This is a genomic window from Arthrobacter sp. MAHUQ-56, from assembly GCF_019710585.1.
Classification (GTDB): Bacteria; Actinomycetota; Actinomycetes; order Actinomycetales; family Micrococcaceae; genus Arthrobacter.
Map to the genome: position 1 here is coordinate 240,360 of NZ_JAIFZQ010000008.1, position 25,484 is coordinate 265,843.

The window sequence follows — 25,484 nt, forward strand, 5'->3', positions numbered from 1 at the left end:
AGGCTACTGTCCGCCGCGGCGGACGGGCTGCGCCGTATTGACGGTGTGGATTGCGCGCAGGAGCTTGGCCGGGAAGTACACCGAGAAGAACACCACCATGGGGGCCTTCAGCGCCATCTTCCGGACGTTATGGGCCTTGTACGTCCGGTCGAACCGTGTGACGTAATAGCGGTAATCGCGCGGTGAATCCTCCAGCCGCCGTGCAGACATGCCGGAGACCATTTGCGGGCAGTAGCGGACCGGAAGGTCGTGGTCGGCCAGGTGCAGGGACAAATCGATGTCCTCGTGCATCTCGTCCTTCTCGTCCCGGCAGGTCTCGTCCCTGATGGCCTCCCACGCACTGGCGCGCAGGGCCATGTTGGAGCCGAACAGGAAGTGGTACTGGTGCTTGGCCAGCTTCAGCATGAGCTGGCGCATTTTGTCGTCCGCTTTGAGGCCGAATCGGCGCATCGGCATGTCGTAGTAGACCACCGGGCCGGTGGCAGCCTGGACGGCGGGGTCCGCGAAGGCCTTCTGCACCTGCTCCACCCAGTCCGGCTCCAGGACGGAGTCGGCGTCGATGCGGCCCAGGATGTCGCCGGTGGCACTGTCCAGGCCGAAGTTGCGGGTGGGAATCAGGCCCTGTTCCTTGTCCTGGCTCAGCAGGAGGATGCGGCTCTCGGGGTACTCGAGCTGCATTTGCCGGACAATGGCGGCGGTGCGGTCCTTGGAGAGGTTGTCCACCACGATGATCTCGTGGGCCGGAACGGACTGGTATATGGCAGCGATGAGGCACTGCCGGATGACGCTCTCCTCGTTGTACGCCGGGATGACGATGGATACGCGGAGCTGCACGGCTGCGTCGTTCAAGGCATCCCCAGAGTTAGGTTGGCTGGCATCAGTTCAAATCTAGCATCCGCGCCTTTCCCGCCGGCGAAGCGCAGGCACGCAAAAGGGGCCCCGCCGAAGCGGAGCCCCCTGGCAGTAGCGGTGACTAGGCTTCGCTGGTGCCCTTGTCGTTGTTGCCGATTTTGGAAGCGATGTTCCTGGTGGCCGTCTTGGCGTCGGTGGCTACGTCAGAGGTGCCCTCGGCTGCATCCTCTGCCACGTGCTTTGCCTTGTCAGCGGTTTCGGTGGACTTCTCCGTGGTGGCATCGGCGGCGTCAGTGGCCTTGTCAGCAGCAGCACCGGCAGCAGCACCGGCAGCAGTTCCGGCTTTGTCAGCGGTTCCGGCCGTGTCTTCCTTCACGTCGCTGACAGTGGTGGCCGGCACCGGAGCGGGCGTCGGGGTGACGGGCGAGGGGGTCTTCCACGGGTCTTCCACCGGCTTAGAGGCCTTCCACGCGGCCACGCCGGCCGCAACTGCCGCAGCGACGACACCGAAGACCAGCCAGCCGCGCTTCTTGGGCTTTTCGGGCTGGGCAAGCTGAACGCCGACGGTCCGGCCTGCCTCGGTGGCAGCTGCCTTCAGCTGGGTGCCGGTGGCCTGGGCCTGTTCCTGGAGGGCATGGATGAGTCCCACGTCGCCCAGCTTCTGCGCCACTGCGTCCACCCGGGCCGGTGTGTTCTCAAGGGTGCGGTGCACTGCCTCCGAAGCGGCACCGATCTGGTCCGAGAGACGGGGCAGGTATTCCACCACCACACGGTCACGGGCGTTGAGGACAGCCGGGGTTGCCTTGTCCAGGGCTTCGTGCAGCCTGGGCGATGCGCCCTCCACAACGTCATTGATCCTGGGGGCCAGGTGGGCCAGCCCGTCCTGGATACGCGGCGTCACCGTGGCCACGCCGTCAGCCAGGTTGTGCGCCGCGGACTTGAGCCCTTCCTGGATCTTGGGAGAGGCGGTATCCAGGCCATGCTGGAGCCGCGGAACCGCCCACTCCACGGCGGCTTCCACGCGCGGAGCCGCCCAATCCTTGGCATTTTCCACCGCACTGGTGACCGACTGCTCAAGGTCACGGGCAATACGATCCGATTTCTTCACAACTACCTCCCGATTAATGTGACGGTTCTGTCGCTAGCCTACGTGTCCAGATCTTCACGGGCTATTCACTCGGCGGATTTTAGGGAGATTTCACCCAGCGCGGAACTGCTGCCGCAGCCAGCCCTGCCCATAGGTGCCATGGAAGAATGGGCCCTATGACTGCCATCGCAACTGCAAAAGCAACCATCCACACCAGCCTCGGCGACATCGTGGTTAACCTGTTCGGGAACCACGCCCCCAAGACGGTCAAGAACTTCATCGGCCTCGCCACCGGCGAGCAGGCGTGGACCCACCCGGAGACCGGCGAGGACAAGACCGGAACCCCGTTGTACAACGGGACGATCTTCCACCGGATCATCAAGGACTTCATGATCCAGGCCGGCGATCCCCTGGGCCGCGGTACGGGCGGACCCGGCTACCGCTTCGATGACGAAATCCACCCGGAGCTCAGCTTCAACCAGCCCTACAAGCTGGCCATGGCCAACGCCGGCATCCAGATGGGCAAGGGAACCAACGGGTCACAGTTCTTCATCACCACCATCCCCACGGACTGGCTCCAGGGCAAGCACACCATCTTCGGTGAAGTGGCTGACGATGAATCCAAGAAGGTAGTGGACGCAATCGAGGGTGTCCGTACCGGCATGGGCGACCGTCCCGTCGAGGACGTCACCATCAACAGCATCGACATCGAAAAGCTGTAACGTCCGGGCATGAGTTACGGAATTCCGTCGGCTGAGCCGTCCGCCCAGGTTCCGGTGTGCCCGCGGCACCCGGACCGGCCCTCGTACGTGCGCTGCCAGCGTTGCGGCAGGCCGGCATGCCCCGAGTGCCAGCGGGCGGCCGCCGTCGGATTCCAGTGCATTGACTGCGTCAACGAAACGCAGCGGACGACGCCGGAGGTACGGACGGTCTATGGCGGCGCCGTCGCCACGGGCCGGCCTTTGGTGACGTTCGGCATCATTGCCGCCTGCGCGGTGCTGTACGTGCTGCAGTGGCTGGTTCCAAATGATGCGATCTACCAGAGTTTGGGCTTCGCGAACGTGTACGCGGAGCCGCGCTGGGGCGAGTTCGAGCCCTGGCGGATGCTGACCTCTGCCTTCCTGCATTCGCAGGGCTTCATCCTGCACATCGCCCTCAACATGTACATGCTCTGGGTGTTCGGCCAGGCTCTGGAGCCGCTCCTGGGGCGGCTGCGGTTCCTGGTGCTCTACCTGGTGTCGGCATTTGGCGGCTCAGTGGGCTATCTGCTCCTCACACCGCTTTATGCACCCGGCCAGCCATTGTATGGAGTGGTGGGTGCGTCCGGAGCGATCTTCGGCCTGTTTGGTGCCATGCTCCTCATCCAGCGCCACCGCGGCGGGGACACGCGCCAGCTCTGGGTACTCATTGCCATCAACGGAGTCATCGGCTTCCTGATCCCCCAGATCGCCTGGCAGGCGCACTTGGGCGGCCTGATTGCAGGCGGCCTGTGCGCCGCGGTCTTTGCCTATACCCCGCGCGGCCGCAGGCAGGGACTTATCCAGGCCCTCGGCGTCGCAGCGCTCCTGGCGCTGCTCGTCGCGGTGAGCTGGGTCCGCGTAACCCTCTAGCATTTCCCCGGCGGCTTCGGCCCCACGCATGACCCCGGTACCCGAAGGTACTGGGGTTTTCGTTTTCCACAGCTGTTTTCCACAGTGTTAATAACTTACATGCCTGTAGTTCTTGAAGGTTCTGGCCCTGATCCGCGGCGGGGCGTGCTGGCGTCTCCAGCACCAGGCGTTTTTTCCACATCTGTGGATAACCTGTGGGGATACCGGTGTGCGTAAGTGGATAAACCGGCGGTTCGGCCCAGGGATGTGGATATTCCCCCGTGTGAACGGAAGATCAGGGACGTTCTGCCCTGTACCGAGGTCCCTTTCAACATGTTATGCACACCGTTAATAACTCACAGCCCTGTAGTTAGCCCGGGCAAAGATGCCGCAGGACTAGGCAGGAACCGCACGGGGTGCGCTCTTTCCCCGAGGTTTCCCACAGCTGTGGATAAGTTGTGGGTATTGCGATGTTGGTAAGTGGATAAGCGTTCCCCATCCGGGACGGGCGAGATCCTAAGATGGTTACCTGCCACCTCAGGATCGACACGAAGGACCGCCGTGACGCGCACAACCGAGCACCTCTATCTCGACAAGCAGCACCCGACCTTGTGGAAGGCCATGAGTGCACTGGGACTTCAGGTGCAGGGAGCCGCAGAAGAGGCAGGCATTGGCAGCGGTCTGCTGGAACTCCTCAACGTGCGCATTTCGCAGATCAACGGCTGCGCCTACTGCCTGGACCTCCATGTCCGCAAGGCCAGCGAGGCCGGCGAGACGGCGCAGCGGCTGGCGGTGCTGCCGGCATGGCGGGACACGGCCTTGTTCACGGACAGGGAGCGGGCTGCGCTGGCCCTCGTGGAAAGCATTACGGAGCTGCCGGACCAGCAGTCCAGGGAACGGGAGGAGGCGTTCGCCCGCGAGTGCCTTTCCGCCGAGGAGTATTCCGCAGTGAGTTGGCTGGCCGTGACCATGAATGCCTTCAATCGGGTCTCCATCACCAGCCACCACCCGGTCCGGCGCAACCGTCCCTGAGCTTCGGGGCGCAGAACCTGCCTTATCCACAGGTATTCCACACTGTTAATAACCGCATGGCGGGGGCAGGTTTCCCTTGCCGGGTCGGTGGCAGGCCGGGCGGCGGGAGGGATGCCGGAGTCCGCGGAAAGTTCTCCACAATGTGGATAACTTTCCCAACAGCTGGGGACAACCCGGGCGGGCGCGGCGGCTGGGACCGCGCGGGACAGTCAGGACGGCCAGATCCCGGACGATCCGCGCCGGTGGCTCGCCAGCAGGTGGGTATCCACGATCCCCACTGCTTCCATCAGGGCAAACATCGTGGTGGGTCCCACAAAGGAAAAGCCCCTCTTCCGCAACGCCTTGGACAGGGCGATGGATTCCGGGGATTGCGTGGGGATGTCGGCGGGCAGCACCGGCGCCGGCGTACTGGCCGGGCGGAAACTCCACACGAAATCCACCAGTCCGCCATCACCGCGGAGATCGAGCGTGGCCTGCGCATTCCTGATCGTCGCGGCGATCTTGAGGCGGTTCCTGATAATGCCTGCGTCCTGCATCAGGCGGTCAACGTCCGCTTCGCCATAGCGCGCCACGGCCTCGGGGTCGAAGTCCGCGAACGCGGCGCGGAAGGCAGGGCGCTTGCGTAGTATGGTGGCCCAGGACAGGCCTGCCTGGAAACCCTCCAGGCAGATGCGTTCGTAGAGCCCCTGCTCGTCGGTGACGGGCAAGCCCCATTCATGGTCGTAGTAGGCGCGCATGAGGGGATCGGTGGAAGCCCAGGCGGGCCGGGCGAGGCCGTCCTCGCCCACAATGACGCCAACGGGATCGGGAGCCAGTTGGATCCTCCTTGAAGCGGCGGGAACAGCAGGAGCCAGGCTAGGAACGCCAGCGGGTGGTCATCAGGAAGCCGATGATGGCGATGCCGAAGCCAGCCACGATGTTCCAGGACTGCCATGCCTGGACCGGGAAGCGCCCCTCGCTGATGTAGAACGTGATGATCCAGAAGAGCCCGATGATCATCAGTCCGAACATCACAGGCTTGAACCAGACCGGGTTGGGCTTGTAGGCCTGGGGGGCAGCCGGCTCGGCGGTGCTGGCGGTCTTCTTGCGCGGCTTTGACTCGGGCACTGGCTCTCCTTGGCGGGCTGGGCAAGCTCGGCGTCCCGGGCTTGATATCCTGCAAGAAGGAAGTTGCCAGCGGTCTGCGCGATCTTGGTCAAATCTGGATTCTTACTAGCAGCCAATTCTAGCGGCAGTTCATGGGCAGCCAGTGCCCAGCCTAAACGTCCGAGGAGAACGCGTGGTATTGCAGGAGAAGGCAGTGCGTACTGCCGCCCCGGCACCGCGCCGCGCCTTCCTCCACGGTACAGTCCAGGTGCTGGGTGAGCTGCTCATCACCGCTGGGATTATCCTCCTGCTCTTCGTCGCGTGGCAGTTGTGGTGGACCAACGTCGAGTCGGATGCCAGGCAGAGCCAGGTCATCAAGGAATTCGCCCAGGACCTGGCCGCCCCTGCCACCACTGAACCGGCGCCCGGCGCCACAACTCCGCCGGCCGCTGCCGAGGACTTCGGCAAGCCCGTGGTGGGAACGGCCCCCGGGCATGCCGGAACGATCGGCATCATGTACATCCCCAGGTTCGGCCCCAGCTACACCAGGCCCATTGTGCAGGGAACCAGCCAGGACGTTCTGGACACCCTGGGCCTGGGGCATTACAGCAACACGGCCATGCCGGGTGCGGTAGGAAACTTCGCTGTGGCAGGCCACCGGCAGACACATGGTGCCGTGCTGGACAACATCCACACCCTGGTACCGGGCGACAAGATCTACGTACAGACAAAGGACGGCTTCTACGTCTACGTCTTCCGCAACAACCAGATAGTGTTGCCCTCGCGCACCGACGTCCTTGAACCGGTACCGACGCAGCCCGGTGTTGCCCCCACCGAAAGCTACCTCACCATGACCAGTTGCAACCCCCGCTTCGGCGCCGAAGAGCGCATCATCGCCTACGCCCTGCTGGACAGCTGGCGTCCCTGGTCGGCCGGACCGCCGGCCGAAATCGCGGCGCAGGTGGCAGCGGCAACGGGACGGAGTTGAGCATGTACGCCTGGATCTTCCGCCACCTCCCTGGGCCGCTTTGGCTGCGGATCGTCTTCGCACTGGTACTCATTGCCGTTGCACTGGTATTGATGGTCCAGTTCCTTTTCCCCTGGATGTCACACCTCACCCCATTCACCGACTCAACGATTGGTTCCGCAGACCAGCCATGACAACCAAGATCCTGGTAGTGGATAACTACGACAGCTTCGTCTACACCCTGGTGGGCTACCTCCAGGAACTCGGCGCCGAAACCACCGTGGTCCGCAATGACGACGTCACGCTGGCCGAGGCCATTGAACTGGCCAGCACCCGCGACGGCGTCCTGATCTCCCCGGGCCCCGGCAATCCCGCCGAGGCCGGCGTCTGCATCGAACTGATCAAGTGGTGCGGCGAGCACAGCGTTCCCATGTTCGGCGTGTGCCTGGGCCACCAGGCCCTGGCGGAGGCTTTCGGCGGCAAGGTGACGCACGCACCCGAACTCATGCATGGGAAGACGTCGCTGGTGGAACACATCGGCACCAGCGTCTTCGCCGGCCTGCCCTCCCCCATCACCGCCACCCGCTACCACTCCCTGGCGGCCGTGCGGGATTCCATCCCCGATGTCCTGGAAGTGACGGCCCAGACCGCATCCGGCGTGGTCATGGGCCTGCAGCACCGGACCGCACCCCTCTGCGGCGTGCAGTTCCACCCCGAATCAGTGCTGACCGAGGGCGGCTACCAGATGCTGGGCAACTGGCTGGAGTCGCTCGGCATGAAGGGTGCCGCCGCCCGCGCGGCGAAGCTGAGCCCGCTCATCCAGCACTGAGCCCGCTCGTTAATCAAAAGCAGATCAGGCGGGCCTGCCAAGGCCCGCCTCTGTCAGCCCTTCTTCGTTGGCGTCGGCGTCGGGGTCGGCGTCGGGGTTGGCGTGGGTGTTGGCGACGGCGGTGCCTTGGCCACCACGACGGTGACGGTCTTGCCCTGCTCCACCGCGGCGTTGACGGGCTCACTTTGGTCGGTCACCCTGCCGGGCTCCACCTGCGAGTTCTCCACCTCGATCACTGCAGGTACCAGGCCCAGCTCCTTGAGTGCGGCCTCCGCCTCTTCCCGCGTCCGGCCGCGCAGCTCCGGAACCGCCACCTTTCCGGTGGAGACCACGAGCTCGACCGTTGTTCCCACACCAACGCTCTGCCCCGGGGCAGGGCTGGTGGTGATGACGATCCCGGCCGGGACGGTAGCGCTGTTCGCCGTCGTGGTGGAGGGAGCCCCCACCAGCCCCACTTGCCGCAGGATGTCGCGCGCAGCCGCTTCCGTCTTCCCTGGAAGGCTGTCCGGGACCTTCACGGAGCTGGGGCCCTCGGAAATGTTCAGCACCACTTCGGCGCCGGGATCCAAGGTTGCGCCCGCCGCCGGATCTGTTCCGATGGCGGTTCCCTTGGGAACGGTGTCGTTTTGCGAGCGGGCGATCTTGGGCTTCAGGTTCGCGTTGTACAGTTCCTGCAGGGCAGCGGTCTCCGTCATGGCCGTCACCGCAGGTATCTGCACCTTTGGCGGCGGCGGCGCGGGGCGGTTGACCGTGGCGTACAGCCACAGTCCGGCGCCCGCAAGCACCAGGAGCGTGAAGACCACCAGGGTGGCAATCCACGCACGACGGCGGGAATTCCGCCGGGCGTTCCGCTCACCATCCGGCCGCAGTCCAAGGGGCTCCGACTCCGCCGCGGTGCGCCCGTCCAGTCCATTCGCGGGAACCAGCGGTCCGTCGTCGTCATGGAACATGGTTGCAGCGGTCAGGATGCCGGTGGGCGCATCATCCGGGACGCCGGCGCCAGTGGCGGCAAGAGCCTCAGTGGCCGGGGCCGGGGGTGCGGGAACGTGGTCGTTGGGGTCGGTGGGGGCTTCCGATGCGGGAAGGGCAGGAACGGCAACTCCGGCCCGGGCGGCCCGCAGGGCGCGGCGGAAGGCAGCGGCATCCTGGAAGCGGTCATCGCGGTTCTTCTGCAGCGCCTTGGCAATCACGCTGTCCAGCGCGGGCGACACGTCAGGGTTGAGGCTGCTGGCCGGTTCCGCAATTTCGCGCACGTGCTGGTACGCCACCGACACCGGGCTGTCGCCGATGAACGGCGGCCGCGAGGTCAGCATTTCGTAGAGCAGGCAGGCGGCGGAGTAGAGGTCGCTGCGGGCGTCCACGGTTTCGCCCCGGGCCTGCTCCGGCGACAGGTATTGGGCGGTGCCCACCACCGCCTGTGTCTGGGTCATCGTGGCCGAGGAATCGGCGATGGCGCGGGCGATCCCGAAGTCCATCACTTTCACCGAATTGGTGCCCTCGCAGTACATCACGTTGGCAGGCTTGATGTCCCGGTGCACGATCCCGGCCTTGTGGCTGTACTCCAGTGCGCCGAGCACGCCCAGGCAGTAGTCGATCGCCTGCCCGATGCTTACCTCGTTCGCGCGGATCAGGTCGCGGAGGGTCCGGCCCTCCACGTATTCCATCACGATGTACGGCACGCGGACATCCTCGCCGGAGCCGTCATGGACCAGGTGCTCACCGGTGTCGAAGATGGCAACAATCGAGGGATGGTTCAGCGCAGCAACCGCCTGCGCCTCCCGCTTGAACCGGGCCTGGAACTGGGGGTCCCTGGCCATATCCGGGCGGAGCAGCTTGATGGCGACCGTGCGTCCCAGCCGGGTGTCGGTGCCGCGGTAGACATCGGCCATGCCGCCCCGGCCAATGAGGCCGCCCAGCTCGTACCGGCCGCTCAGGATGCGCCGGTTATCCACCGGCAGGCTGTCCTCCCGGTCCAATGGTGTGCGTGGTGACTCATTCACTGGTGATCCCGGCGGCTACGGAGTACAGGCCGGCGGCGTTCCCGGCAACTGGCCGGGGGCGCAGGTTGGCAGCGGTGAGATGGGCGTCGGCCCCGCAACGGAAGAAGTGGTGGGTGCAGGGGTGGGGGCGGCGGTGGTAGGCGCCGGACTTGGTGCGGTGGCGTAGACGACGGTGATCTGCGAGCCCTTGGGCACCACTCCGGTGGGGTTTAGTTCCAGGACCGTTCCGGGAGCAGCAGAGCTGCTTTCCTGCGGCACGACCGTAACCGCAAGGCCCATGCCGGCAAGGGCGGACTGGACCTGGCGGTAGTCCTTTCCAAGGTAGGCAGCCGGGATCACGTTGACCGTTTCCTGCGTGGGCGTGGGGGTCGGGGTGGGCGTCGGCGTGCTCCGGGTCTGGGTGGGTGTTGCCGACTGGGTGGTCCGTGTGGGGCTTGCCGACGTCGCCGACGCACTGCCGGTGGTGGTGCCGGACGTGGGATTGCCGGATGGCGAGAAAAGGCCCAGCTGGCTCAGGAGGAAGCCCGCCAGGGCGAACAGCAATAGCAGGATCAGCGCCACCAGCGGCCAGGTCCAGGGGCTGCGGCCCTTGCGCCGCGGCTCGTCCGCCGGCCCGTCGTCGTACGTTTCCTCTTCCTGGTCCCAGTTCTTCTCGGCCGCCATCGCGTTGGCCCGGGCAAGCGGTCCCTGGGGCGCATCCCCCTCAGCGGCGGAGGCACCTGCGGCACCCGCAGCCATCCCGGCCGCAGCACCTGCTGCCCCGGCCCCGAGCACCGGGAGGGCCGACGTGGCGGTGGGGGTGTCCCGCTGCGCGCCGATGACACCGGTGGGGGCGGTGGTGGTGTCCACCGGGGCGGTGATTGGGCCTGTGTCGGCATCAAAAAGGAGCATGCCGGGGACGGCGGCGCGGGCGGCACCGATGTCGCCGTTGCGGATGGCTTCAGCGGCCTCGGCCAGCTTGATGGCGTTGGCCGGCCGGTCTTTTGGATCCTTGGCCAGCATGGACATCAGGAGCGCACGGACGGGGGCGGGCAATGACTCCGACAGCGGCGGCGGCGCGTCATTTACCTGGGCAAGGGCGATGGCGATTTGTGACTCACCGGAGAAGGGCCGGTGGCCCGACAGGCACTCGTACCCGATGACGCCCAGGGAATAGATGTCGGACGAACCCGTGGCAGTCTGTCCGGTCGCCTGCTCGGGTGCAAGATACTGGGCGGTCCCCATCACCTGTCCGGTTTGCGTGAGCGGCACCTGGTCTGCCAAACGGGCAATGCCGAAGTCGGTGACCTTGACCCGTCCGTCGGGGGTGATCAGCAGGTTGCCGGGCTTCACGTCCCGGTGGACCAGGCCCTGCGCATGCGCCACCGACAACGCGCGGGCGGTCTGCGCGATGATCGACAGCGTGCGGTCCGGCGAAAGTACCTGCTCGTGCTCAATGATGCTGCTCAGCGGCTGGCCGGGCACCAGTTCCATGACCAGGTAGGCGGAGCCCTCCTCTTCGCCGTAGTCGAAGACATTGGCAATTCCCACATGGTTCAGCAGTGCGGTGTGGCGGGCCTCCGCCCGGAAGCGCTGGAGGAAGCCGGGGTCGCCCGTGTATTCCTCCTTCAGCACCTTGATCGCGACGATGCGGCCGAGGACGAGGTCTTTGGCTTTCCAGACTTCCCCCATGCCGCCGATCGCGATCCGTGTGGTCAGCTGGAATCTGCCGCCGAGGGTGATTCCGGTTGTAGGCCTCACTTATTCAACACCGCCTCAAAAATCTTCTTCGCGTTCGGACTGGTCAGCTGTGCGCCGGTGGTGATGTTCACGCCCTCCATGACGATCGTGACACTCACCTGCGGATTGTTTGCGGGGGCAAAGCCCGTGAACCACGAGTTGTTGGTTCCGTTCCCAAGTTCTGCCGTTCCTGTCTTGCCCGCGACCTGGACGCCCGGGACCGCCGCACCCTTGGCAATGCCGTCACTGACGGCGCTGGCCATCCATTCCGTGATCTGGCTGGCGATCTGCGGGGTGGTGGACGTGCGCAGCTGCTGCGGCTGCGGTTCGTCGATCACGCGAAGGTCCGGGGAACGCAGGGTCTTGATGAGCTTCGGTTGCATCTGGACGCCGCCATTGGCGATGGCGGAGGTCATCATGTTGATCTGCAGTGGCGTAGCGCGGACGTCCTTCTGCCCGATGGCCGACTGCGCCAGTCCCGGCGCGTCCAGGTTGTCCGGGAACCCGTTGCCCTGGGCGTGGCCCAGCTTCAGCTGGTCGCCCACCTGTTCGCCGAAACCGAACTTCTTGGCCTGCTCGGCGATCGCGTTGCGGCCAAGGTCCAGCGCAATGCTGGCGAAGGGCGTGTTGCAGGACTGCTGGAGGGCGAAGGCAAAGCCCGCCGTGTCCCGGGTGTAGCAGTTGCCGCCCGCGTAGTTGGGCAGCTTGTACTGGATCCCGTCGAAGGGCATCTCGGCAGGGTTCGGCAGCACGCTGTCCTTGTTGTACTTCCCGGAGGCAAGCGCAGCCGCGGTGTCCACGAGTTTGAAGACGGAACCGGGGGCCAGCAGTTCACCGGTGGGCCCGCTGACGTTCTGGTTCAAATTGATGCCCGGCACCTTCACCAGCTCGTTGATATTGGCGCTCTCGGCTGCCGCATCCTGGGTGGCCACGAGGTTCGGGTTGTAGGACGGCTTGGACACCATGGCCAGGATGGCCCCGGTCTTGGGGTTCGTCACCACGATCGAGCCGCGCTGGCCGTCGGGGATCAGGTTGTAGGCAAGCTGCTGGATCTGGGGATCGATGGTGAGTTCCACCGACGCGCCCTTGGGCTGGTTCCCGAGGAAGAGCTGCCCCACGCGGTCCAGGAACAACTGGTCGGAGTCTCCGGCCAGCTCGGAGCCCATGCTTTGCTCCAGGCCGGTGGCGCCGTAGTTCTTGGAGAAGTAGCCGGTGAGCCCGGCATACAGTTCCGGCTGCGGGTACGTGCGCTGGAACTTGCACGTCTCGGAGCCGGTCTCCACCGACTCGGCCACTGGGCTTCCGCCAACGATGATGGCGCCACGGTCATTGCAGTAATTCTGCAGGATGGCGCGCTGGTTCAGCGGATTGGTCTTGAGATCGTCCGCTCCCACTACCTGTACAAAACTGATGGCGCCGAAGAGCAGCGCGAACATGGCGACGGCCGCCACCCACGAGTGCCTGATTGCCTGGTTCACGCCTGCTTCACCACCTCGGTTGGAGTGTCAATGCCGGTTGCCGCTGCAGCCCCCGCCGGAGGCAGCGGGGTGGTGTCCACCGGGCCGCGGGCAGCATGGGAGATCAACAGGAGCAGTCCCACGATGATCCAGTTGGCCAGCAGCGAGGAGCCGCCGGCGGCCAGGAACGGCGTGGTGAGGCCGGTCAAAGGGATGAGCCGGGTGACGCCGCCGATGACCACGAAGCATTGCAGGGCCACCGCGAAGGACAGGCCGCAGGCGAGCAGTTTTCCGAAGGCGTCACGCGTGCCCAGGGCGGCGCGGAATCCACGGGTGAAGAAGAGCAGGTAGAGCAGGACGACGGCGAACAGCCCGATCAGGCCCAGTTCCTCGCCGAGTGAGGCGATGATCATGTCGCTGTTGGCAAACGGCACCAAGTCCGGACGGCCCTGGCCGAGGCCGGTTCCCACCAGCCCGCCATTGGCCATGCCAAAGAGTCCTTCGATGACCTGCCGGCTGCCGGTTTCGTAGACTTCGGGCGAAAAAGCATTGAGCCAGCCGTAGACGCGCTGCTGGACATGGGAGAACACCTGGGCTGCCACGAAGCCGCCGCCAAGGATCAGGGCAAGGCCGATGACCACCCAGCTGATGCGGCTGGTGGCCACGTAGATCATGACGATGAAGAGACCGAAGAACAGCACGGAGGAGCCCAGGTCGCGCTGGAAAATAAGGACACCGATGCTGACCAGCCAGGCGGTGATCATGGGTCCCATGTCCTTGAACCGGGGAAACTGCAGGGGGCCGACCTTGCGGCCGGCCAGCAGGATGAGGTCCCGGTTGGAGGAAAGATACCCGGCAAAGAATATGGCCAGCGTAATCTTGGCGACCTCGCCCGGCTGGAACGTCATGGGCCCGAACCGGATCCACACGCGGGCACCAAGGATTTCCCCGGCGCTGATTCCGGGGACAAGTGGCAGGACCAGCAGCAAGGCGCTGGCAGCAAGGGATATGAAGGTGAACCGGCGCAGCACGCGGTGGTCCTTGAGGAAGAACACGACGGCGATTGCCACGGCCATGGCGACCAGGGTCCACCGGAGCTGGTTGTTGCCTGTGTCGTCGCCGGGAGCGTCGAGCCGGTGGATCATCGCAAGGCCCAGGCCGTTGAGGGCCACCACGATGGGAAGTATTACGGGGTCGGCATATTTGGCACGGAACCGGAGGACGGCGTGGAAGGCCAGCGCGGCTGCCGCCAGCAGGCTGGACTGGAACCAGAAGTCTGAATCGAACGCCTTCTCCGCGTCGACACCCACCAGCATGTTGGCGCCGATCCCCACGGCCAGGGCGAGGATCAGCAGCGCGAGCTCCACGTTGCGGCGAGGCTTGGGCATGGTGTTTACCTGGCTCATTTGGCCGCCTCGCAGGTGATGGTAGGTGTGGGGGAAGGAGTCGGTGCCGGCGTGGCGGAGGCATCCGGAGCGGGCGGCGGCGCGGCGCTGGCTGCCGGGGAGGCCCCGGCTGACGCGGAGGCCGACGGCGTGGGGCATTCCTGCTCCGGCGAGGTGGTTCCCGTAAGTTCCAGGTTCTTCACGATCCGCTGTGCATCGTAAAGATCGTTGGCGGGCACCGTCTGGCGGACGCGCTGCTGGGAGAACGGTGGAAGCGAATCCATCCGGATCTCCGTCACGGCTTCGAGGGAGGAAAGCTGGATGGGGCCCAGCCGTTGGGAAACACCGTTATAGATGGCCACCCGGGAATCAAACTCGCCGATGTAATAGCGGGTCTGGGTCCACGCGTACCCAAGCCAAAGGCCCACGGCCACCACCACGAGTACCGCTGCGGCGATGGACCATGCCACCCAACGCCGCGGACGCAGCGGCACCAGGGCATCGGCGGGGTCGCCGGCGGGTTCGGCCTTGTGCGTGAGGAGGGTGGCTGCACGCCGGGCCACGGTGCGGCCGGCAACGGTGGGGATGGAGCCGGATTCGGCAGCCGCAGCTGCAGCACCGACAAGATGGTGCGGGCGGGAGGCCAGTTCTTCCCGCAGGACCTCGGCGGAGAGATGCTCACCGAGGTGGGGATCGGTGCTGCCGGGTTCCGATGAACCGGAATCCCCGCCCTTGCCGGGCGCGGCGTCCGCGGTTTCCTGGCCGGAGGGTTCGGCGGACTTCTCCGCGTCGCCCGTCGCTTGGTCTGCCGGCTTCCGGCCACCCGCCGGTCCCGCCGCAGTGTCCTTCGTGGCGGGCGGCACCTCCGCCGCGGCAGCGGGCTTGCTGCCCTGCACAGGCGCAATGATCTCGACGGCGGCCGTGCTGACGTCGTCGGGCGTTTCTTCGGCGATGTCCACCATTACCACGGTGACGTTGTCCGGGGCTCCCGCTTCAAGCGTCAGTTCCACCAGTGTCTCAGCGCACTCTGCCAGGTCCCTGGTCTCCCGGACCGTCCGCTCCACGGCGTGCCCGGCGACGTAGTTAAGCCCGTCGGAGCAGAGGAGCCAGCGGTCTCCCCGCTTCACGTCCAGCGTGTCCAGGTCCAGTTCAGGGCTGGCGTCGACGTCGCCCAGGACGCGCATCAGGACGTTCTTGTGCGGATGCGTCTCGGCTTCCTCAGGCTTGAGCCGGCCTTCGTCGATCAGGCGCTGGACGAAGGTGTGGTCCACGCTGATCTGCTTGAATTCGCCGTCCCGGAGGCGGTAGGCACGGGAATCACCGATGTGTGCGAAGTGCAGCTTCCCTTCCGCCAGCAGGAGGGCTGTGACGGTGGTTCCCATCCCGGCCAGTTTGGGATTGATGTGCACAAGCTCGGAGAGCAGGGAGTTCGCGGTCTGGATCTCGTCAGCGAGGGTGGTGGAGGCGTCGCCTTCGTAGTCCGCCCGGTCCAGGTGGATCATGTCCAGGACCGTGGCCGCGGAAGCCACGTCACCGCCCGCGTGGCCGCCCATGCCATCGGCCACCACGGCGAGATGGCGGCCCGCATAGGCCGAATCATCGTTCTTCGAGCGGATCCGGCCCACGTGGGAGCGCGCCGCGAAGCGCATGATAAGGGGCCGCTCTCCGGGCTTGGATCCGGGTGCGGGGTTCTCGGTGGCCGCCACGGTCACGGCCTCAATTCAATGACCGTCTTGCCGATTCTTACGGGCACCCCTGGCTCGACCGGCAGGGCACGGGTAAGTTGCTGGTCTCCCAGATAGGTTCCGTTGGTGGAGCCGAGGTCCTCGATGAACCAGCGGCTGCCCTGGGGAAAGAGCCTGGCGTGACGGCCGGAGGCATAGTCGTCCTCCAGCACGAGGGTTGCTTCCTGGGCTCGCCCCAGCAGGATTGGGCTCGCGGCCAGCGGAAGGGTCCTGCCCTTGAGCGGGCCTTCCACCACCACCAGTTGCCGGGCCTGCTGCTTCACGGGCGTCTGCGGCGGTTCGGCAAGTTCCGGGTTACGCCGCACCTGGCGCGCGGACGGGGCGCCCGCTGCTGCCTTGCGGCCCACCATGAGGTCGCGCCGCATGGCGGAGACGATGCTGAAGATGAGCACCCAGAGGAGCAGCAGGAAGCCAAACCGCAGGGCGGTGATGGTCAGGTCGCTCATGCGTGGCCACCCGGGCTCGCGGGAAGCAGGCGGAAGATGATCTTTGTCCGTCCCATCGTGATGGTGGAGCCGTCAGTGAGCTCAGTACTTCCCGAAACCCGCTGGCCGTTGACGTAGCTGCCGTTGGTGGAGCCGAGGTCCACGGCGCTGGTAACGCCGTTGTCCGTGCGGATCTCGAGGTGGCGGCGGGATACGCCGGTGTCTTCGACGTGGATGTCGGCCTCCGAGGACCGGCCGAGGATGATGGAGGGCGCGTTCAGCGAATAGCGCTGCCCTTCGATGTCCAACACCGGCTGAAGCCTGACCGGCCGGCGGTTTGGTGCCGCTGGCACGTTGGGCCGGGGCTGGGCGGCCCCGCTGCCCTGCGACTTTTCGGTGGCGGAGGCAATCTCGAAATCCCCGGCCCGCAGCCCGCTATCGCGGCGGAAAGAGATCCGGACTGGTCCCTGCAGCGTGTACCCCTGGCCGCGGACGTGGTTGATCACCACGTCGCAAAGTTCCTCGGCCAGGGGGGTTCCCCATTCCTGGGCACGCTTGAAGTCGTCATCGCTGAGCTGGACGTCGAAAACATTCGGCACGAGGGTGCGTCCGGCGGATACGGTGAGGGCCTTGTGGTCCACTTCCCGGCGGAGCCTGCTGGCGACCTCCACGGGTTCAACCTGGGCCTTGGACCCGGTGGAGAAGACACCGCGGACGGCCTTTTCAATGCCGCGTTCCACTTTGTCAAGCAGACCCATGGTCCTTCTCCTTTCCCCCCGGCTCCGGGGCAGTATCCGTTGGGGGCCAGCACCTGCATGGCAGTCCGACACCGTGCGGTGTCCCTGCAGGCGGCAGCCACTCTTACATCCGATACTACTGTCCAGCCCTGTGAATGGCCTTAATCCGCAACGGGCACGCATTGGTAAAGGTTCGGATACATCTGGCTTCCAGGGGGTCCTGCGGGCATGCGGCGCGTGGCTGCGGGCACGGATTCCATCCTGTTTCCACGGGGTGCCGGACACCTCCCGGCGGCCGATTGGTAATTTGCCGCAGATGTCCGTTATGCTTGATCTCGCTGCTTTTACGAGGCGCGGAACCGGGAAACCGGGCCGGCTGAGTGGAAGAAGTTGCGCGCGAGTGGCGGAACGGCAGACGCGCTGGCTTCAGGTGCCAGTGTCCGAAAGGGCGTGGGGGTTCAAATCCCCCCTCGCGCACGCACATAAAAGAGCCCCGGTCTTCGGATCGGGGCTCTTTTGCGTTTGCATCCTCGGTCAGTGGCTTGTTCGCGGATCAGGTGCCTAGAAGGCTGGGTTTCGCGAACAAGGTGAGGAGGCGACGGCGGCCGGGGGCCTAAGCCGGCGGGCGCGCCGAAGCCTTGAACCGGCGTCGTGAGTTTGCCAGATGGCTGCGCATGGCCGCCGCGGCTGCGGCCTCGTCCCCGTCCGCGATGGCGTCCAGGATGGACCGGTGCTCCTGCACCACCTGGTCGAAGTGGTCGCGGGCATAGTGTTCGTCCCCGGTCATCAGCCGGGCGCGCGGCATGGCGATCATGGTCTGGCCCAGGGACGCCAGACAATCTGAGTAATAGGGGTTGCCGGACGCCGTGGCCACGGCGCGGTGGAACTCGAAGTCCGCCTTCATGGCCTGGGCGGGGTGCCCGGCGCTTTCGGTGAAGGCTTCCAGTGCCGTGCCCACCGCCCGCAGTTGCCGTTCCGTACGGTTGCGGGCAGCCAGGGCCGCGGCTTCGGTCTCCACCCCCATGCGGAACGCCAGCAGGTGCAGCCTGTCCTCGGTGGTGGCCACCGGACGGGCCCCCGGTGCCGCCGCAGGCCCGTCGGTGGGGGGAGTGAGGGCGAAACTGCCGCGGCCCCGCTCGGTCTCCACCAGTCCCTCCGCCTGCAGCCGGGTCAGGGCGGCACGCACCACGGTCCGGCTGACGCCGAACTCGCTGATCAGCGTGTTCTCGCTGGGAAGCTTCTCGCCCGGCTGGATGACGCCGTCGACGATGCGGTTGCGAAGGTCGGCGGCGAGGTCCGCAGTGAGGTTCCGGCTCATGGTTCCAAGGTTACGGCGTCAACGTTAGGCGCCGAACTCCACGCTCTCGGTGGTCCAGGCGCGGGCCTGGTCGCTGAGGGTGACGCCGAGGCCGGGACGGTCCGGGACGATCATCCGGCCGTCCTTGGTTTCCAGGCGTTCGTTGAACAGGGGGTCCAGCCAGTCGAAGTGTTCCACCCAGGGCTCGCGCGGGTAGGCGGCCGCGAGGTGCAGGTGGATCTCCATCGCGAAGTGCGGTGCCAGTCCCAACCCCCGTTCGTCAGCGAGGGCGGCGAGGCGGAGGAACTGGGTGATGCCGCCGACGCGCGGTGCGTCCGGCTGGATGATGTCGCAGCCGTTCGCAGCGATGAGGCCCTTGTGTTCTGCCACGGAAGCGAGCATTTCCCCGGTGGCAATGGGGGTGTCCAGGACTTGGGCAAGATGCGCGTGGCCCTCGAAGTCATAGGCGTCCAGGGGCTCTTCGATCCAGACCAGGTTGAACTCCTCGAGTTGGCGGCCCATCCGCAGGGCGGTGGCGCGGTCCCATTGCTGGTTGGCGTCCACCATGAGCGGCACGTCCGGACCGATGTGTTCGCGGATGCCGGCCACGCGGCGCAGGTCCTCCTTGCTGTCCGGGAGGCCCACCTTGATCTTGATGCCGCCGATGCCTTCCTCGATGGACTGCGAGGCGCGGGCCTTCACCTCGTCAAGGGTGGCGTTGAGGAAGCCGCCGGAGGTGTTGTAGGTCCGCACGGAATCACGGTAGGAGCCCAGGAACTTGGCCAGCGGCAGTCCGGCGCGCCTGGCCTTGAGGTCGTACAAAGCGATGTCGACGGCGGCGAGGGCCTGCGTGGCGACGCCGGACCGGCCCACGGAGGCGCCGGCCCAAAGCAGCTTGGTGTAGATCCGGGCGATGTCGTTGGGGTCCTCACCGAGAAGGCCTTCGGCGACTTCCTTGGCGTGGGCGTATTGCGCCGGGCCGCCGGCGCGCTTGGAGTAGCTGAAGCCGATGCCGCTGTGGCCCAGCTCGGTGGTGATCTCGGCGAAAAGGAAGACCACTTCGGTCATGGGCTTCTGCCGGCCGGTGAAGACCTTGGCGTCGCTGATGGGGACGGTGAGGGGCAGCCGGGCGGTGGACAGTTTGACGTGCCGGATCAGGTCGACGGTGCTCATGGATTCTCCTAGGGGCGGGACTGGGCTCCTTCGCCCACACTCTTAGGATATAAGTCTGTAACTTGTATTACAAGTATTCGGCCCTGCCCCGCAGTGCACCCAGTCCGGAGACGAGGGCGTCCAGCCCCATGCTGAAGGCGGTGTCCGCCTGGCGGCCCCCTTCCTTCCCGGCCTGTCCGGCCGCACCTGAAGCTGCCGAACTGTGGACGGCGGCCGTGAAGTGGGGGGTGGAATCCGCCATGGATCCCGATTCAAAGATGTCTTCGGGGGCGGTGACGTCGTAGGCGGACCCGAAAATGAAGGACTCCAGCGCCACGATGGCGGGCACGATCCTTTCCTGCGGAAACCCCGCGTCCGAAAATCCCTTGCTCACGGTTTCGTACATCGCCAGGGTTTGGGGTGCGTCCGTGACCGGCAGGACGGCGATCACGGGGATCAGTGGGGTGTGTTCGGCAAAGACGTCGCGGTAGCTCCAGGCCCACGTCCGGACGGCATCTTCCCATGGTCCGGCTTCGAAGCCGGAGACATCCACCAGGGACATCAGGTGGTCCTCCACCAGGAGCAGTACGTCCTGCTTGGATGCCACGTGGTTATACAGGGCTGAGGGCGCCACATCCAGCGCCTTGGCCAGGGCGGCCATGGTCAGTCCCTCATACCCCTTGCGGCTCACCAGCTCCAGTGCAGCGGCGGTGATCCCGGCCTTGTCCAGGAGTGCCGCCGAGGGCCGTCCTGCCCGCCTTCTCTGTGCACTGCCATTGCTGGTGGATCGTCCTGTCGCGGCTGGTACTGCCGGCATTGCCGCCCTTTCGTTGGTGGTCTCCAGCATTATTCCATCCGGGACTTCCGCTCCCGGCGGGCACGGGCTATAGTGCTAATAAATGAATGGCATTCATTTAGTGGTCCCCGTCACCCGATGGGCCGCAGAGAGGACATCATGCTGAACCTGAACCGCGACGTTGTGGTCGTTGGAGCCGGGCCCTCCGGGCTGACTGCCGCGCGTGAACTGAAGAAGGCCGGCCTCACGGTCGCCGTCCTTGAAGCCCGTGACCGCGTGGGCGGGCGCACCTGGACGGACACCGTCGACGGGGCCATGCTGGAAATCGGCGGCCAGTGGGTTTCCCCGGACCAGACCGCCCTCCTGGAGCTGCTGCAGGAATTGAACCTGGAGACCTACCCGCGCTACCGCGAGGGTGAGTCCATTTACATCGGCGCGGACGGGGTGCCCGTGCGTTACACCGGCGACTCATTCCCGGTCGACCCGGCCACCGCCGTCGAAATGGACCGCCTGGTGGCCCTCCTGGACGGACTCGCCGCCGAGATCGGACCCACTGAGCCCTGGGCGCACCCCAAGGCGCGCGAACTGGACACCATCTCCTTCCAGCACTGGCTCCGGCAGAACTCGGCCAACGAAGAAGCCTGCAGGAACATCGGCCTTTTCATTGCCGGCGGCATGTTGACGAAGCCCGCCCACGCCTTCTCCGCCCTGCAGGCCGTCCTGATGGCAGCCTCCGCGGGGTCCTTCACCCACCTGACGGACGAGGACTTCATCCTGGACCGCCGCGTGGTGGGCGGGATGCAGCAGGTCTCGCTGCTGCAGGCGCGCGAGCTGGGCGACGACGTCGTCCTCGACTCTCCGGTGCGCACCATCAACTGGGAGCCGGATACCGACGGCGGCTACCGCGTGAGCGCTGTCTCGGACCGCGCCACCGTCAACGCCCGGTTCGTCATCATGGCGGTGCCGCCCAACCTCTACTCCCGCGTCTCCTTTAACCCGCCGCTGCCCCGCCGCCAGCACCAGATGCACCAGCACCAGTCCCTGGGCCTGGTCATCAAGGTCCACGCCGTCTACGGCACCCCCTTCTGGCGGGACAAGGGGCTGTCCGGCACCTGCTTCGGTGCCGACGCCCTGGTGCAGGAGGTCTACGACAACACCAACCACGGGGATCCGCGCGGCACCCTGGTGGGCTTCGTCTCGGATGAGAAGGCCGACGCCATGTTCGAGCTCTCGGCCGAGGACCGGAGGAAGGCCATCCTGGAATCGATCGCAGGCTACCTCGGCGGCGAGGCACTCGCCCCGGAGGTCTACTACGAATCCGACTGGGGCTCGGAGGAATGGACCCGCGGCGCCTATGCATCCAGCTATGACCTCGGTGGCCTGCACCGCTACGGCAAGGACCAGCACGCCCCGGTCGGCCCCATCTACTGGTCCTGCTCCGACCTTGCAGCCGAGGGGTACCAGCACGTGGACGGTGCCATCCGGATGGGCCGCCTGACTGCTGCCCGCATCGTGGAACTAGCGAAGGTGCCGGTGGCAGCCGGCTGGTAAATAAGCATGCTTACTAATAGGCTGGCGGCGGGGAGCGTCCCCGACTTTCGACGAACGAGGTGAGGCATGACTGACGCACAGAGCATCAGCAAGGTTACTGGAATCATCAACGATTCCAGGATCGGGATGGTCACCACCATCAACGAAGAAGGCGCCCTCGTCAGCCGGCCGCTGGCCGTCCAGGAGGTAAAGGACGACGGCGACATGTGGTTCTTCACCGGGCTCAGCACCTCGCAGGTGGCGCACGTCCGCAGGGACTCCCGGGTAAACGTCGCCTTCGGCAAGAACACGGAGTGGGTTTCTGTGGCCGGCACCGCCCAGGTGGTCACCGACCGGGCCAAGATCCATGAGTTGTGGAACCAGGCGGTGGAGGCCTGGTTCCCGGACGGTCCGGACACCCCGGAGGTGTGCCTGCTGCACATCCACTCCGACTCCACCGAGTACTGGACCAGCCCGGGCGGAACGGCGGCAACGGTCCTGCAATGGGTCAAGTCCAAGGTGACGCACAGCCGCATGAGCGTTGGCGAAAGCGGCACCGTGGAACTGTAATACCCGATGTTGAAAGGGGCGGGGCGGCTAAGGCTGCGCCGCCTTTTTCAATGCCTGAAGCACTGCCGGCAGCAGCACGCCATTGCGCCCCCACACCGGATCAAGGATCTCCACATACCAGGAGTCCGCGAGCAGGAGGGCCAAGGCGTCATTTGTTTCCTCCGCCCAGTCCCGGATCTGCTCCTCCTCCACGGGGTTTTCGCTGGAGCCAAGAACTGTGGTGACCTCCGTCCCCGCAATGGTCACCGGAATGGCAGCGCTGCTGGCCTCGCCGGGGGCATGGGCCACGGTCACCAGTTCGGTGCGGGTGGAAAGGGCCAGGAGTTCCGCCGCAGTGGCGGCACTGCAAAACCCCGTGACGTATTCCCGCTGGGCCCCGGCATCGGCGAGGATGCCGGGCTGTGATTCCCTGGTGAAAAAGCCGTTCCGGTTCAGTTCCGCCAGCGCTGCGGCAAGGGGCCCGGTTTCGGCGTCGAAGGCGGGCGCGAAATGTCCGGGCTGGTACGAGCTGCCACCCTCCAGCCAGCGGGCGGTCAGCTCGCCGGCCCCTTCAAGGGTGGTGGCCTGCCGCCAGACCCCGCGGTCCTCCAGCAGCCGGCCGTACTGGTCATGGGCCGGAAATTCCTCAGGCTTCATCCTGGGATGCTATCGCCGGCCGCCCGGCCGGTTCCACCGCTGCCGACACAGCAGTTAACGTCAGGCCTGCCCAGCCGCCCGGGCCGGCGGGATCCCTGCCGCCCGTTCCGCCGCGGCGAGGGACGCGGCCAGGCTGCCGACGGCGTCCGGGTAGCCCTGGTGGGGAACGGTGCGCAGCTCGTCTGCCTTGCGCATTGCTTTGATCAGGGCGGACGTCTCCGGGAGCCGCACATCCATGAGCGCCGGGTAGTCGATGCTGGAGGCCGGGTCCAGTTCATAGCGGCGCCACCGGACCATGAGTTCGTCGTGCCTCGCCCGGGCAACCTGGTGTGCCGCGAGCTCCCGGCGGTGCTCACGCCTGGCGCTGCGCCGGGCCAGGAACCGGGGGGTGACCCGGTAGGCGGCAATGCCGGAAGCGCCGGCCGCCCCGGCCAGGACCAGTCCCGCCCATGGCGAGAACAGTGCGGGGATCAGCAGAGCAGGAAGGGCCACGCACGCACCGAGGAACAGGTCCCAAAACAGCTGGTCCGTACGCTCCGGTTCCCCGTCTTTGGGAGCCAGGGCCCGCCGTCGTACAACAAAGACGGTGGCGGCCACGCTGGCAACCAGCACCGGACCACACACCAGGACCGCCCACGCACCGTGAAGCAGGCCCTGTACCAAAGACTCGGCCACGCCTGACACCCTGCACCTCCAGCGCCCGTTATTCCCATCGACACCCGGCACCGGCCGGTAACGCCGGACTGGTCCTTCCATTGCACCCTCTTCAAGGCGGAGCGTCAATGGCGGCAATTTGATAACTCAGCGACTGCGAACCGGCCCCGGGCGGACGGTAGCGTAGGGCCATGAGACTGAAAATGTGCAGCATCCATGTCCAGGATCCCGCCGCCGCCCACGCGTTCTACACAGGAACCCTGGGCTTCGACACGCTCATGGCCATGCCTGAGTACAACCTCTACATCATCAAGGACCCGGGCGCGGACGACAGCTCCGTAGGGTTGCTTCTTGAGCCCAGCGACAACCCGATCGGCGCGAACTACATGAACGCCGTGCGCGAGGCCGGCCTGCCCGCCATTGTCTTCGGGGTCCCGGACGTCCAGGCAGAGTATGACCGGCTGGTTGCAGCCGGTGTCAGCTTCAAGACTCCGCCCACCACGGATCCGTTTGGCACCAGCGCTGTGTTCGACGACGGCTGCGGCAACTACGTCCAGATCCACCAGGACTGAGGGCCCGGGATACAACAGAAGCTTGTTCGCGCGTCCGGACGTTCAAGGTCCTGACAGGCGAACAAGCTTCTGAAACGCGCCTGCGGCCTACTTGGCCTGGGCGCGATCCTTCTTTGCCGCCTTCTGCGCAGCCTCTTCCTTGACCCGCTGGGCTTCGGCGCGGACGGCCGCATGCGTGGCGCGCTCGGTCACCAGCCACTGCGGGGGAGCCTGCAGCAGAGCGGTGATTTCCGCCGTCGTCAGTGCTTCTTCCACGCCGCCGCGCGCAAGGCCGCTGATGGACACGTTCAGCTTCTGCGCCACCACGGGGCGCGGATGCGGGCCGTTGCGGCGGAGCTCGGCCAGCCATTCCGGCGGGTTGGCCTGGAGTTCGGCGAATTCCTCACGGGTAATGGTCGAATCCTGGAACTCCTGCGGCGTTGCCGGCAGGTAGATGCCAAGTTTCTTGGCAACGGTGGCCGGCTTCATGGACTGGGAGTTTGCAGAGGTCATGCTTCAAGGGTATCCGGGCGGCGGGTACTGTGAAGACGTGCCAGCCGACGATACCCCTGCAGCAGACAACGACGCCGCGTCTGCCGAGGCAGCCCCCCGCGAACTGCGAATCGCCTACGTTTCCGGCGTTACGCCCGGCAAGTGGATCCGCCGTTGGGAGGAACGGATGCCGCATATACCTTTGAAGGCATTCATGGTGGACGACGGCGACGCCCAGCTTGAGCCCGTCCGCGCCGGAACTGCCGACATGGGCTTCGTGCGGCTCCCCGTCGAGCGGGAAGGCCTCAGCGTTATTCCCCTGTACGAGGAGCAGCCCGTGGTGGTTGCCCCCAAGGGCCATGAGATCTCGGTGTTCGAGGAAGTGGCGCTCGAGGACCTGGAACAGGAAGCGTTCCTGGACGTTCCTGCCCTGGGCGGAGCACTGCCGGCCCTTGAGGTGGTCGCCGCCGGGGCCGGACTGGTGATCCTTCCCATGCCCGTCGCGCGGCACTTCAACGTCAAGGACACCGTGGCCCGCAGGCTCACCGGGGCGGCCGGAACCGACATCGCGCTGGTCTGGCCCAGCGACCCCACCGATGAGGTGCTCGAGGAGTTCATCGGGATCGTCCGTGGCCGGACGGCCCAAAGCTCCCGCCAGCCCTCGGCGCAGCCGGCAAAGGCGAAAAAGGAACCTAAACCGGACCGCCGCGGCCCAGCACCAAAAAAGGCCCCGAAAGTTGCGCAGCGGTACGCACCCAACCCGGACAAGGGCAGGGGCAAGGGTTCCCGCAAGAAAGGCAAACGCTAAGCCAGGAAGCTCCCCGGAGCCAAGGGTCCAGGGACGCGGCACAGCCGGCCCCGCTTTTGCGGAGCCGGCTGTGTCAATTTCGCCCTGG

Annotated in this window: 26 protein-coding genes and 1 tRNA gene; 10 read left to right on the plus strand and 17 right to left on the minus strand. The window is 66.0% G+C overall.

Features of this window, described 5'->3' with window-relative positions; all coding sequences use genetic code 11:
• Positions 1-3: 3 nt before the first annotated feature.
• Both K4G53_RS05245 and K4G53_RS05250 read right to left on the minus strand, forming a co-directional pair.
• On the minus strand, positions 4-849 hold the full coding sequence (locus tag K4G53_RS05245) for a glycosyltransferase family 2 protein (RefSeq protein WP_221384436.1): 846 nt from the start codon (positions 847-849) through the stop codon (positions 4-6).
• 124 nt (positions 850-973) lie between these two features.
• Complete coding sequence (locus K4G53_RS05250) at positions 974-1,960, minus strand: hypothetical protein (RefSeq protein WP_221384437.1); 987 nt, start codon at positions 1,958-1,960, stop codon at positions 974-976.
• A 155-nt stretch (positions 1,961-2,115) separates the two neighbouring features.
• On the opposite strand from K4G53_RS05250, the gene K4G53_RS05255 reads away from it, so the two are divergent.
• The 3 genes from K4G53_RS05255 (at position 2,116) to K4G53_RS05265 (ending at position 4,560) form a co-directional block, all read left to right on the plus strand.
• Entirely contained in the window at positions 2,116-2,661 is a 546-nt protein-coding gene (locus K4G53_RS05255; protein WP_221384438.1) for a peptidylprolyl isomerase, read from the plus strand.
• A gap of 9 nt (positions 2,662-2,670) precedes the next feature.
• Positions 2,671-3,549, plus strand: a complete 879-nt coding sequence (locus K4G53_RS05260) for a rhomboid family intramembrane serine protease (protein ID WP_221384439.1) — start codon at positions 2,671-2,673, stop codon at positions 3,547-3,549.
• 600 nt (positions 3,550-4,149) lie between these two features.
• Entirely contained in the window at positions 4,150-4,560 is a 411-nt protein-coding gene (locus tag K4G53_RS05265) for a carboxymuconolactone decarboxylase family protein (protein ID WP_221384758.1), read from the plus strand.
• A 209-nt stretch (positions 4,561-4,769) separates the two neighbouring features.
• Here K4G53_RS05265 and K4G53_RS05270 read toward each other — a convergent pair whose 3' ends face one another.
• Both K4G53_RS05270 and K4G53_RS05275 read right to left on the minus strand, forming a co-directional pair.
• Positions 4,770-5,375 carry a DNA-3-methyladenine glycosylase I gene (locus K4G53_RS05270; RefSeq protein WP_221384760.1) on the minus strand — a complete coding sequence of 202 codons (606 nt, stop codon included), beginning with the start codon at positions 5,373-5,375 and terminating at the stop codon, positions 4,770-4,772.
• A gap of 40 nt (positions 5,376-5,415) precedes the next feature.
• Positions 5,416-5,667, minus strand: a complete 252-nt coding sequence (locus K4G53_RS05275; RefSeq protein WP_221384440.1) for a cell division protein CrgA — start codon at positions 5,665-5,667, stop codon at positions 5,416-5,418.
• Between the two features lie 172 nt (positions 5,668-5,839).
• Between K4G53_RS05275 and K4G53_RS05280 the strand changes: the two genes are divergently transcribed.
• Both K4G53_RS05280 and K4G53_RS05285 read left to right on the plus strand, forming a co-directional pair.
• Complete coding sequence (locus K4G53_RS05280; RefSeq protein WP_221384441.1) at positions 5,840-6,634, plus strand: class E sortase; 795 nt, start codon at positions 5,840-5,842, stop codon at positions 6,632-6,634.
• A gap of 169 nt (positions 6,635-6,803) precedes the next feature.
• Positions 6,804-7,442, plus strand: coding sequence for an aminodeoxychorismate/anthranilate synthase component II (locus tag K4G53_RS05285; protein ID WP_221384442.1), 639 nt, complete (start codon positions 6,804-6,806; stop codon positions 7,440-7,442).
• Between the two features lie 53 nt (positions 7,443-7,495).
• On the opposite strand, the gene pknB is transcribed toward K4G53_RS05285, so the two are convergent.
• Genes pknB through K4G53_RS05320 form a run of 7 tightly spaced genes read right to left on the minus strand, consistent with a single transcriptional unit; the run spans position 7,496 to position 16,931 of the window.
• A complete protein-coding gene (gene pknB / locus K4G53_RS05290) occupies positions 7,496-9,442 on the minus strand; it encodes a Stk1 family PASTA domain-containing Ser/Thr kinase (protein ID WP_221384443.1) in 1,947 nt (648 codons plus the stop codon).
• A 15-nt stretch (positions 9,443-9,457) separates the two neighbouring features.
• Positions 9,458-11,182, minus strand: a complete 1,725-nt coding sequence (locus K4G53_RS05295; RefSeq protein ID WP_221384444.1) for a serine/threonine-protein kinase — start codon at positions 11,180-11,182, stop codon at positions 9,458-9,460.
• Entirely contained in the window at positions 11,179-12,639 is a 1,461-nt protein-coding gene (locus K4G53_RS05300; RefSeq protein ID WP_221384445.1) for a penicillin-binding protein 2, read from the minus strand. The genes K4G53_RS05295 and K4G53_RS05300 overlap by 4 nt, the downstream gene beginning before the upstream one ends.
• A complete protein-coding gene (locus K4G53_RS05305; RefSeq protein ID WP_221384446.1) occupies positions 12,636-14,024 on the minus strand; it encodes an FtsW/RodA/SpoVE family cell cycle protein in 1,389 nt (462 codons plus the stop codon). Before K4G53_RS05305 ends, K4G53_RS05300 begins: the two co-directional genes overlap by 4 nt.
• Entirely contained in the window at positions 14,021-15,709 is a 1,689-nt protein-coding gene (locus K4G53_RS05310) for a PP2C family serine/threonine-protein phosphatase (RefSeq protein WP_374226150.1), read from the minus strand. Before K4G53_RS05310 ends, K4G53_RS05305 begins: the two co-directional genes overlap by 4 nt.
• Before the next feature lie 2 nt (positions 15,710-15,711).
• Positions 15,712-16,194: an FHA domain-containing protein gene (locus K4G53_RS05315; RefSeq protein ID WP_221384447.1), complete on the minus strand. Its 483-nt coding sequence runs from the start codon at positions 16,192-16,194 to the stop codon at positions 15,712-15,714.
• Entirely contained in the window at positions 16,191-16,931 is a 741-nt protein-coding gene (locus K4G53_RS05320; RefSeq protein WP_221384448.1) for a DUF3662 and FHA domain-containing protein, read from the minus strand. The genes K4G53_RS05315 and K4G53_RS05320 overlap by 4 nt, the downstream gene beginning before the upstream one ends.
• Positions 16,932-17,304: 373 nt before the next feature.
• Here K4G53_RS05320 and K4G53_RS05325 point away from each other — a divergent pair.
• A tRNA-Leu gene (locus K4G53_RS05325) sits at positions 17,305-17,387 on the plus strand.
• A gap of 136 nt (positions 17,388-17,523) precedes the next feature.
• Here the strand turns inward: K4G53_RS05325 and K4G53_RS05330 are convergent.
• The 3 genes from K4G53_RS05330 to K4G53_RS05340 all read right to left on the minus strand — a co-directional run bounded on the left by K4G53_RS05330 (position 17,524) and on the right by K4G53_RS05340 (position 20,176).
• Positions 17,524-18,228, minus strand: coding sequence for a FadR/GntR family transcriptional regulator (locus tag K4G53_RS05330; RefSeq protein ID WP_221384449.1), 705 nt, complete (start codon positions 18,226-18,228; stop codon positions 17,524-17,526).
• Between the two features lie 24 nt (positions 18,229-18,252).
• Entirely contained in the window at positions 18,253-19,380 is a 1,128-nt protein-coding gene (locus K4G53_RS05335; RefSeq protein WP_221384450.1) for a mandelate racemase/muconate lactonizing enzyme family protein, read from the minus strand.
• 67 nt (positions 19,381-19,447) lie between these two features.
• Complete coding sequence (locus K4G53_RS05340) at positions 19,448-20,176, minus strand: TetR/AcrR family transcriptional regulator (protein ID WP_260323269.1); 729 nt, start codon at positions 20,174-20,176, stop codon at positions 19,448-19,450.
• A 138-nt stretch (positions 20,177-20,314) separates the two neighbouring features.
• On the opposite strand from K4G53_RS05340, the gene K4G53_RS05345 reads away from it, so the two are divergent.
• Together K4G53_RS05345 and K4G53_RS05350 are read left to right on the plus strand one after the other, a co-directional pair.
• Positions 20,315-21,706, plus strand: coding sequence for an NAD(P)/FAD-dependent oxidoreductase (locus K4G53_RS05345; protein ID WP_221384452.1), 1,392 nt, complete (start codon positions 20,315-20,317; stop codon positions 21,704-21,706).
• Positions 21,707-21,772: 66 nt separating this feature from the next.
• Complete coding sequence (locus K4G53_RS05350) at positions 21,773-22,255, plus strand: pyridoxamine 5'-phosphate oxidase family protein (RefSeq protein WP_221384453.1); 483 nt, start codon at positions 21,773-21,775, stop codon at positions 22,253-22,255.
• Between the two features lie 27 nt (positions 22,256-22,282).
• Here the strand turns inward: K4G53_RS05350 and K4G53_RS05355 are convergent, their stop codons facing one another.
• Positions 22,283-22,891: a hypothetical protein gene (locus K4G53_RS05355; RefSeq protein WP_221384454.1), complete on the minus strand. Its 609-nt coding sequence runs from the start codon at positions 22,889-22,891 to the stop codon at positions 22,283-22,285.
• A 60-nt stretch (positions 22,892-22,951) separates the two neighbouring features.
• Entirely contained in the window at positions 22,952-23,566 is a 615-nt protein-coding gene (locus K4G53_RS05360; RefSeq protein ID WP_308287825.1) for a hypothetical protein, read from the minus strand.
• Between the two features lie 170 nt (positions 23,567-23,736).
• Between K4G53_RS05360 and K4G53_RS05365 the strand changes: the two genes are divergently transcribed.
• Complete coding sequence (locus tag K4G53_RS05365; protein ID WP_221384456.1) at positions 23,737-24,117, plus strand: VOC family protein; 381 nt, start codon at positions 23,737-23,739, stop codon at positions 24,115-24,117.
• Positions 24,118-24,204: 87 nt separating this feature from the next.
• On the opposite strand, the gene K4G53_RS05370 is transcribed toward K4G53_RS05365, so the two are convergent.
• Positions 24,205-24,609: a DUF5997 family protein gene (locus tag K4G53_RS05370; RefSeq protein ID WP_221384457.1), complete on the minus strand. Its 405-nt coding sequence runs from the start codon at positions 24,607-24,609 to the stop codon at positions 24,205-24,207.
• On the opposite strand from K4G53_RS05370, the gene K4G53_RS05375 reads away from it, so the two are divergent.
• Entirely contained in the window at positions 24,572-25,396 is an 825-nt protein-coding gene (locus tag K4G53_RS05375; RefSeq protein WP_374226147.1) for a LysR family substrate-binding domain-containing protein, read from the plus strand. The two genes, K4G53_RS05370 and K4G53_RS05375, sit on opposite strands and share 38 nt — an antisense overlap.
• The last annotated feature ends 88 nt before the right edge of the window (positions 25,397-25,484 follow it).

Bases quoted from the DNA above. Each gene is read 5' to 3' on its own strand.
- K4G53_RS05345 (WP_221384452.1), top strand. From the start codon at position 20,315: ATGCTGAACCTGAACCGCGACGTTGTGGTCGTTGGAGCCGGGCCCTCC.
- K4G53_RS05320 (WP_221384448.1), bottom strand. From the start codon at position 16,931: ATGGGTCTGCTTGACAAAGTGGAACGCGGCATTGAAAAGGCCGTCCGC.
- K4G53_RS05335 (WP_221384450.1), bottom strand. From the start codon at position 19,380: ATGAGCACCGTCGACCTGATCCGGCACGTCAAACTGTCCACCGCCCGG.
- K4G53_RS05315 (WP_221384447.1), bottom strand. From the start codon at position 16,194: ATGAGCGACCTGACCATCACCGCCCTGCGGTTTGGCTTCCTGCTGCTC.
- K4G53_RS05370 (WP_221384457.1), bottom strand. From the start codon at position 24,609: ATGACCTCTGCAAACTCCCAGTCCATGAAGCCGGCCACCGTTGCCAAG.
- K4G53_RS05265 (WP_221384758.1), top strand. From the start codon at position 4,150: ATGAGTGCACTGGGACTTCAGGTGCAGGGAGCCGCAGAAGAGGCAGGC.
- K4G53_RS05350 (WP_221384453.1), top strand. From the start codon at position 21,773: ATGACTGACGCACAGAGCATCAGCAAGGTTACTGGAATCATCAACGAT.
- K4G53_RS05340 (WP_260323269.1), bottom strand. From the start codon at position 20,176: ATGCCGGCAGTACCAGCCGCGACAGGACGATCCACCAGCAATGGCAGT.
- K4G53_RS05285 (WP_221384442.1), top strand. From the start codon at position 6,804: ATGACAACCAAGATCCTGGTAGTGGATAACTACGACAGCTTCGTCTAC.
- K4G53_RS05330 (WP_221384449.1), bottom strand. From the start codon at position 18,228: ATGAGCCGGAACCTCACTGCGGACCTCGCCGCCGACCTTCGCAACCGC.
- K4G53_RS05305 (WP_221384446.1), bottom strand. From the start codon at position 14,024: ATGAGCCAGGTAAACACCATGCCCAAGCCTCGCCGCAACGTGGAGCTC.
- K4G53_RS05365 (WP_221384456.1), top strand. From the start codon at position 23,737: ATGAGACTGAAAATGTGCAGCATCCATGTCCAGGATCCCGCCGCCGCC.
- K4G53_RS05355 (WP_221384454.1), bottom strand. From the start codon at position 22,891: ATGAAGCCTGAGGAATTTCCGGCCCATGACCAGTACGGCCGGCTGCTG.
- K4G53_RS05255 (WP_221384438.1), top strand. From the start codon at position 2,116: ATGACTGCCATCGCAACTGCAAAAGCAACCATCCACACCAGCCTCGGC.
- K4G53_RS05260 (WP_221384439.1), top strand. From the start codon at position 2,671: ATGAGTTACGGAATTCCGTCGGCTGAGCCGTCCGCCCAGGTTCCGGTG.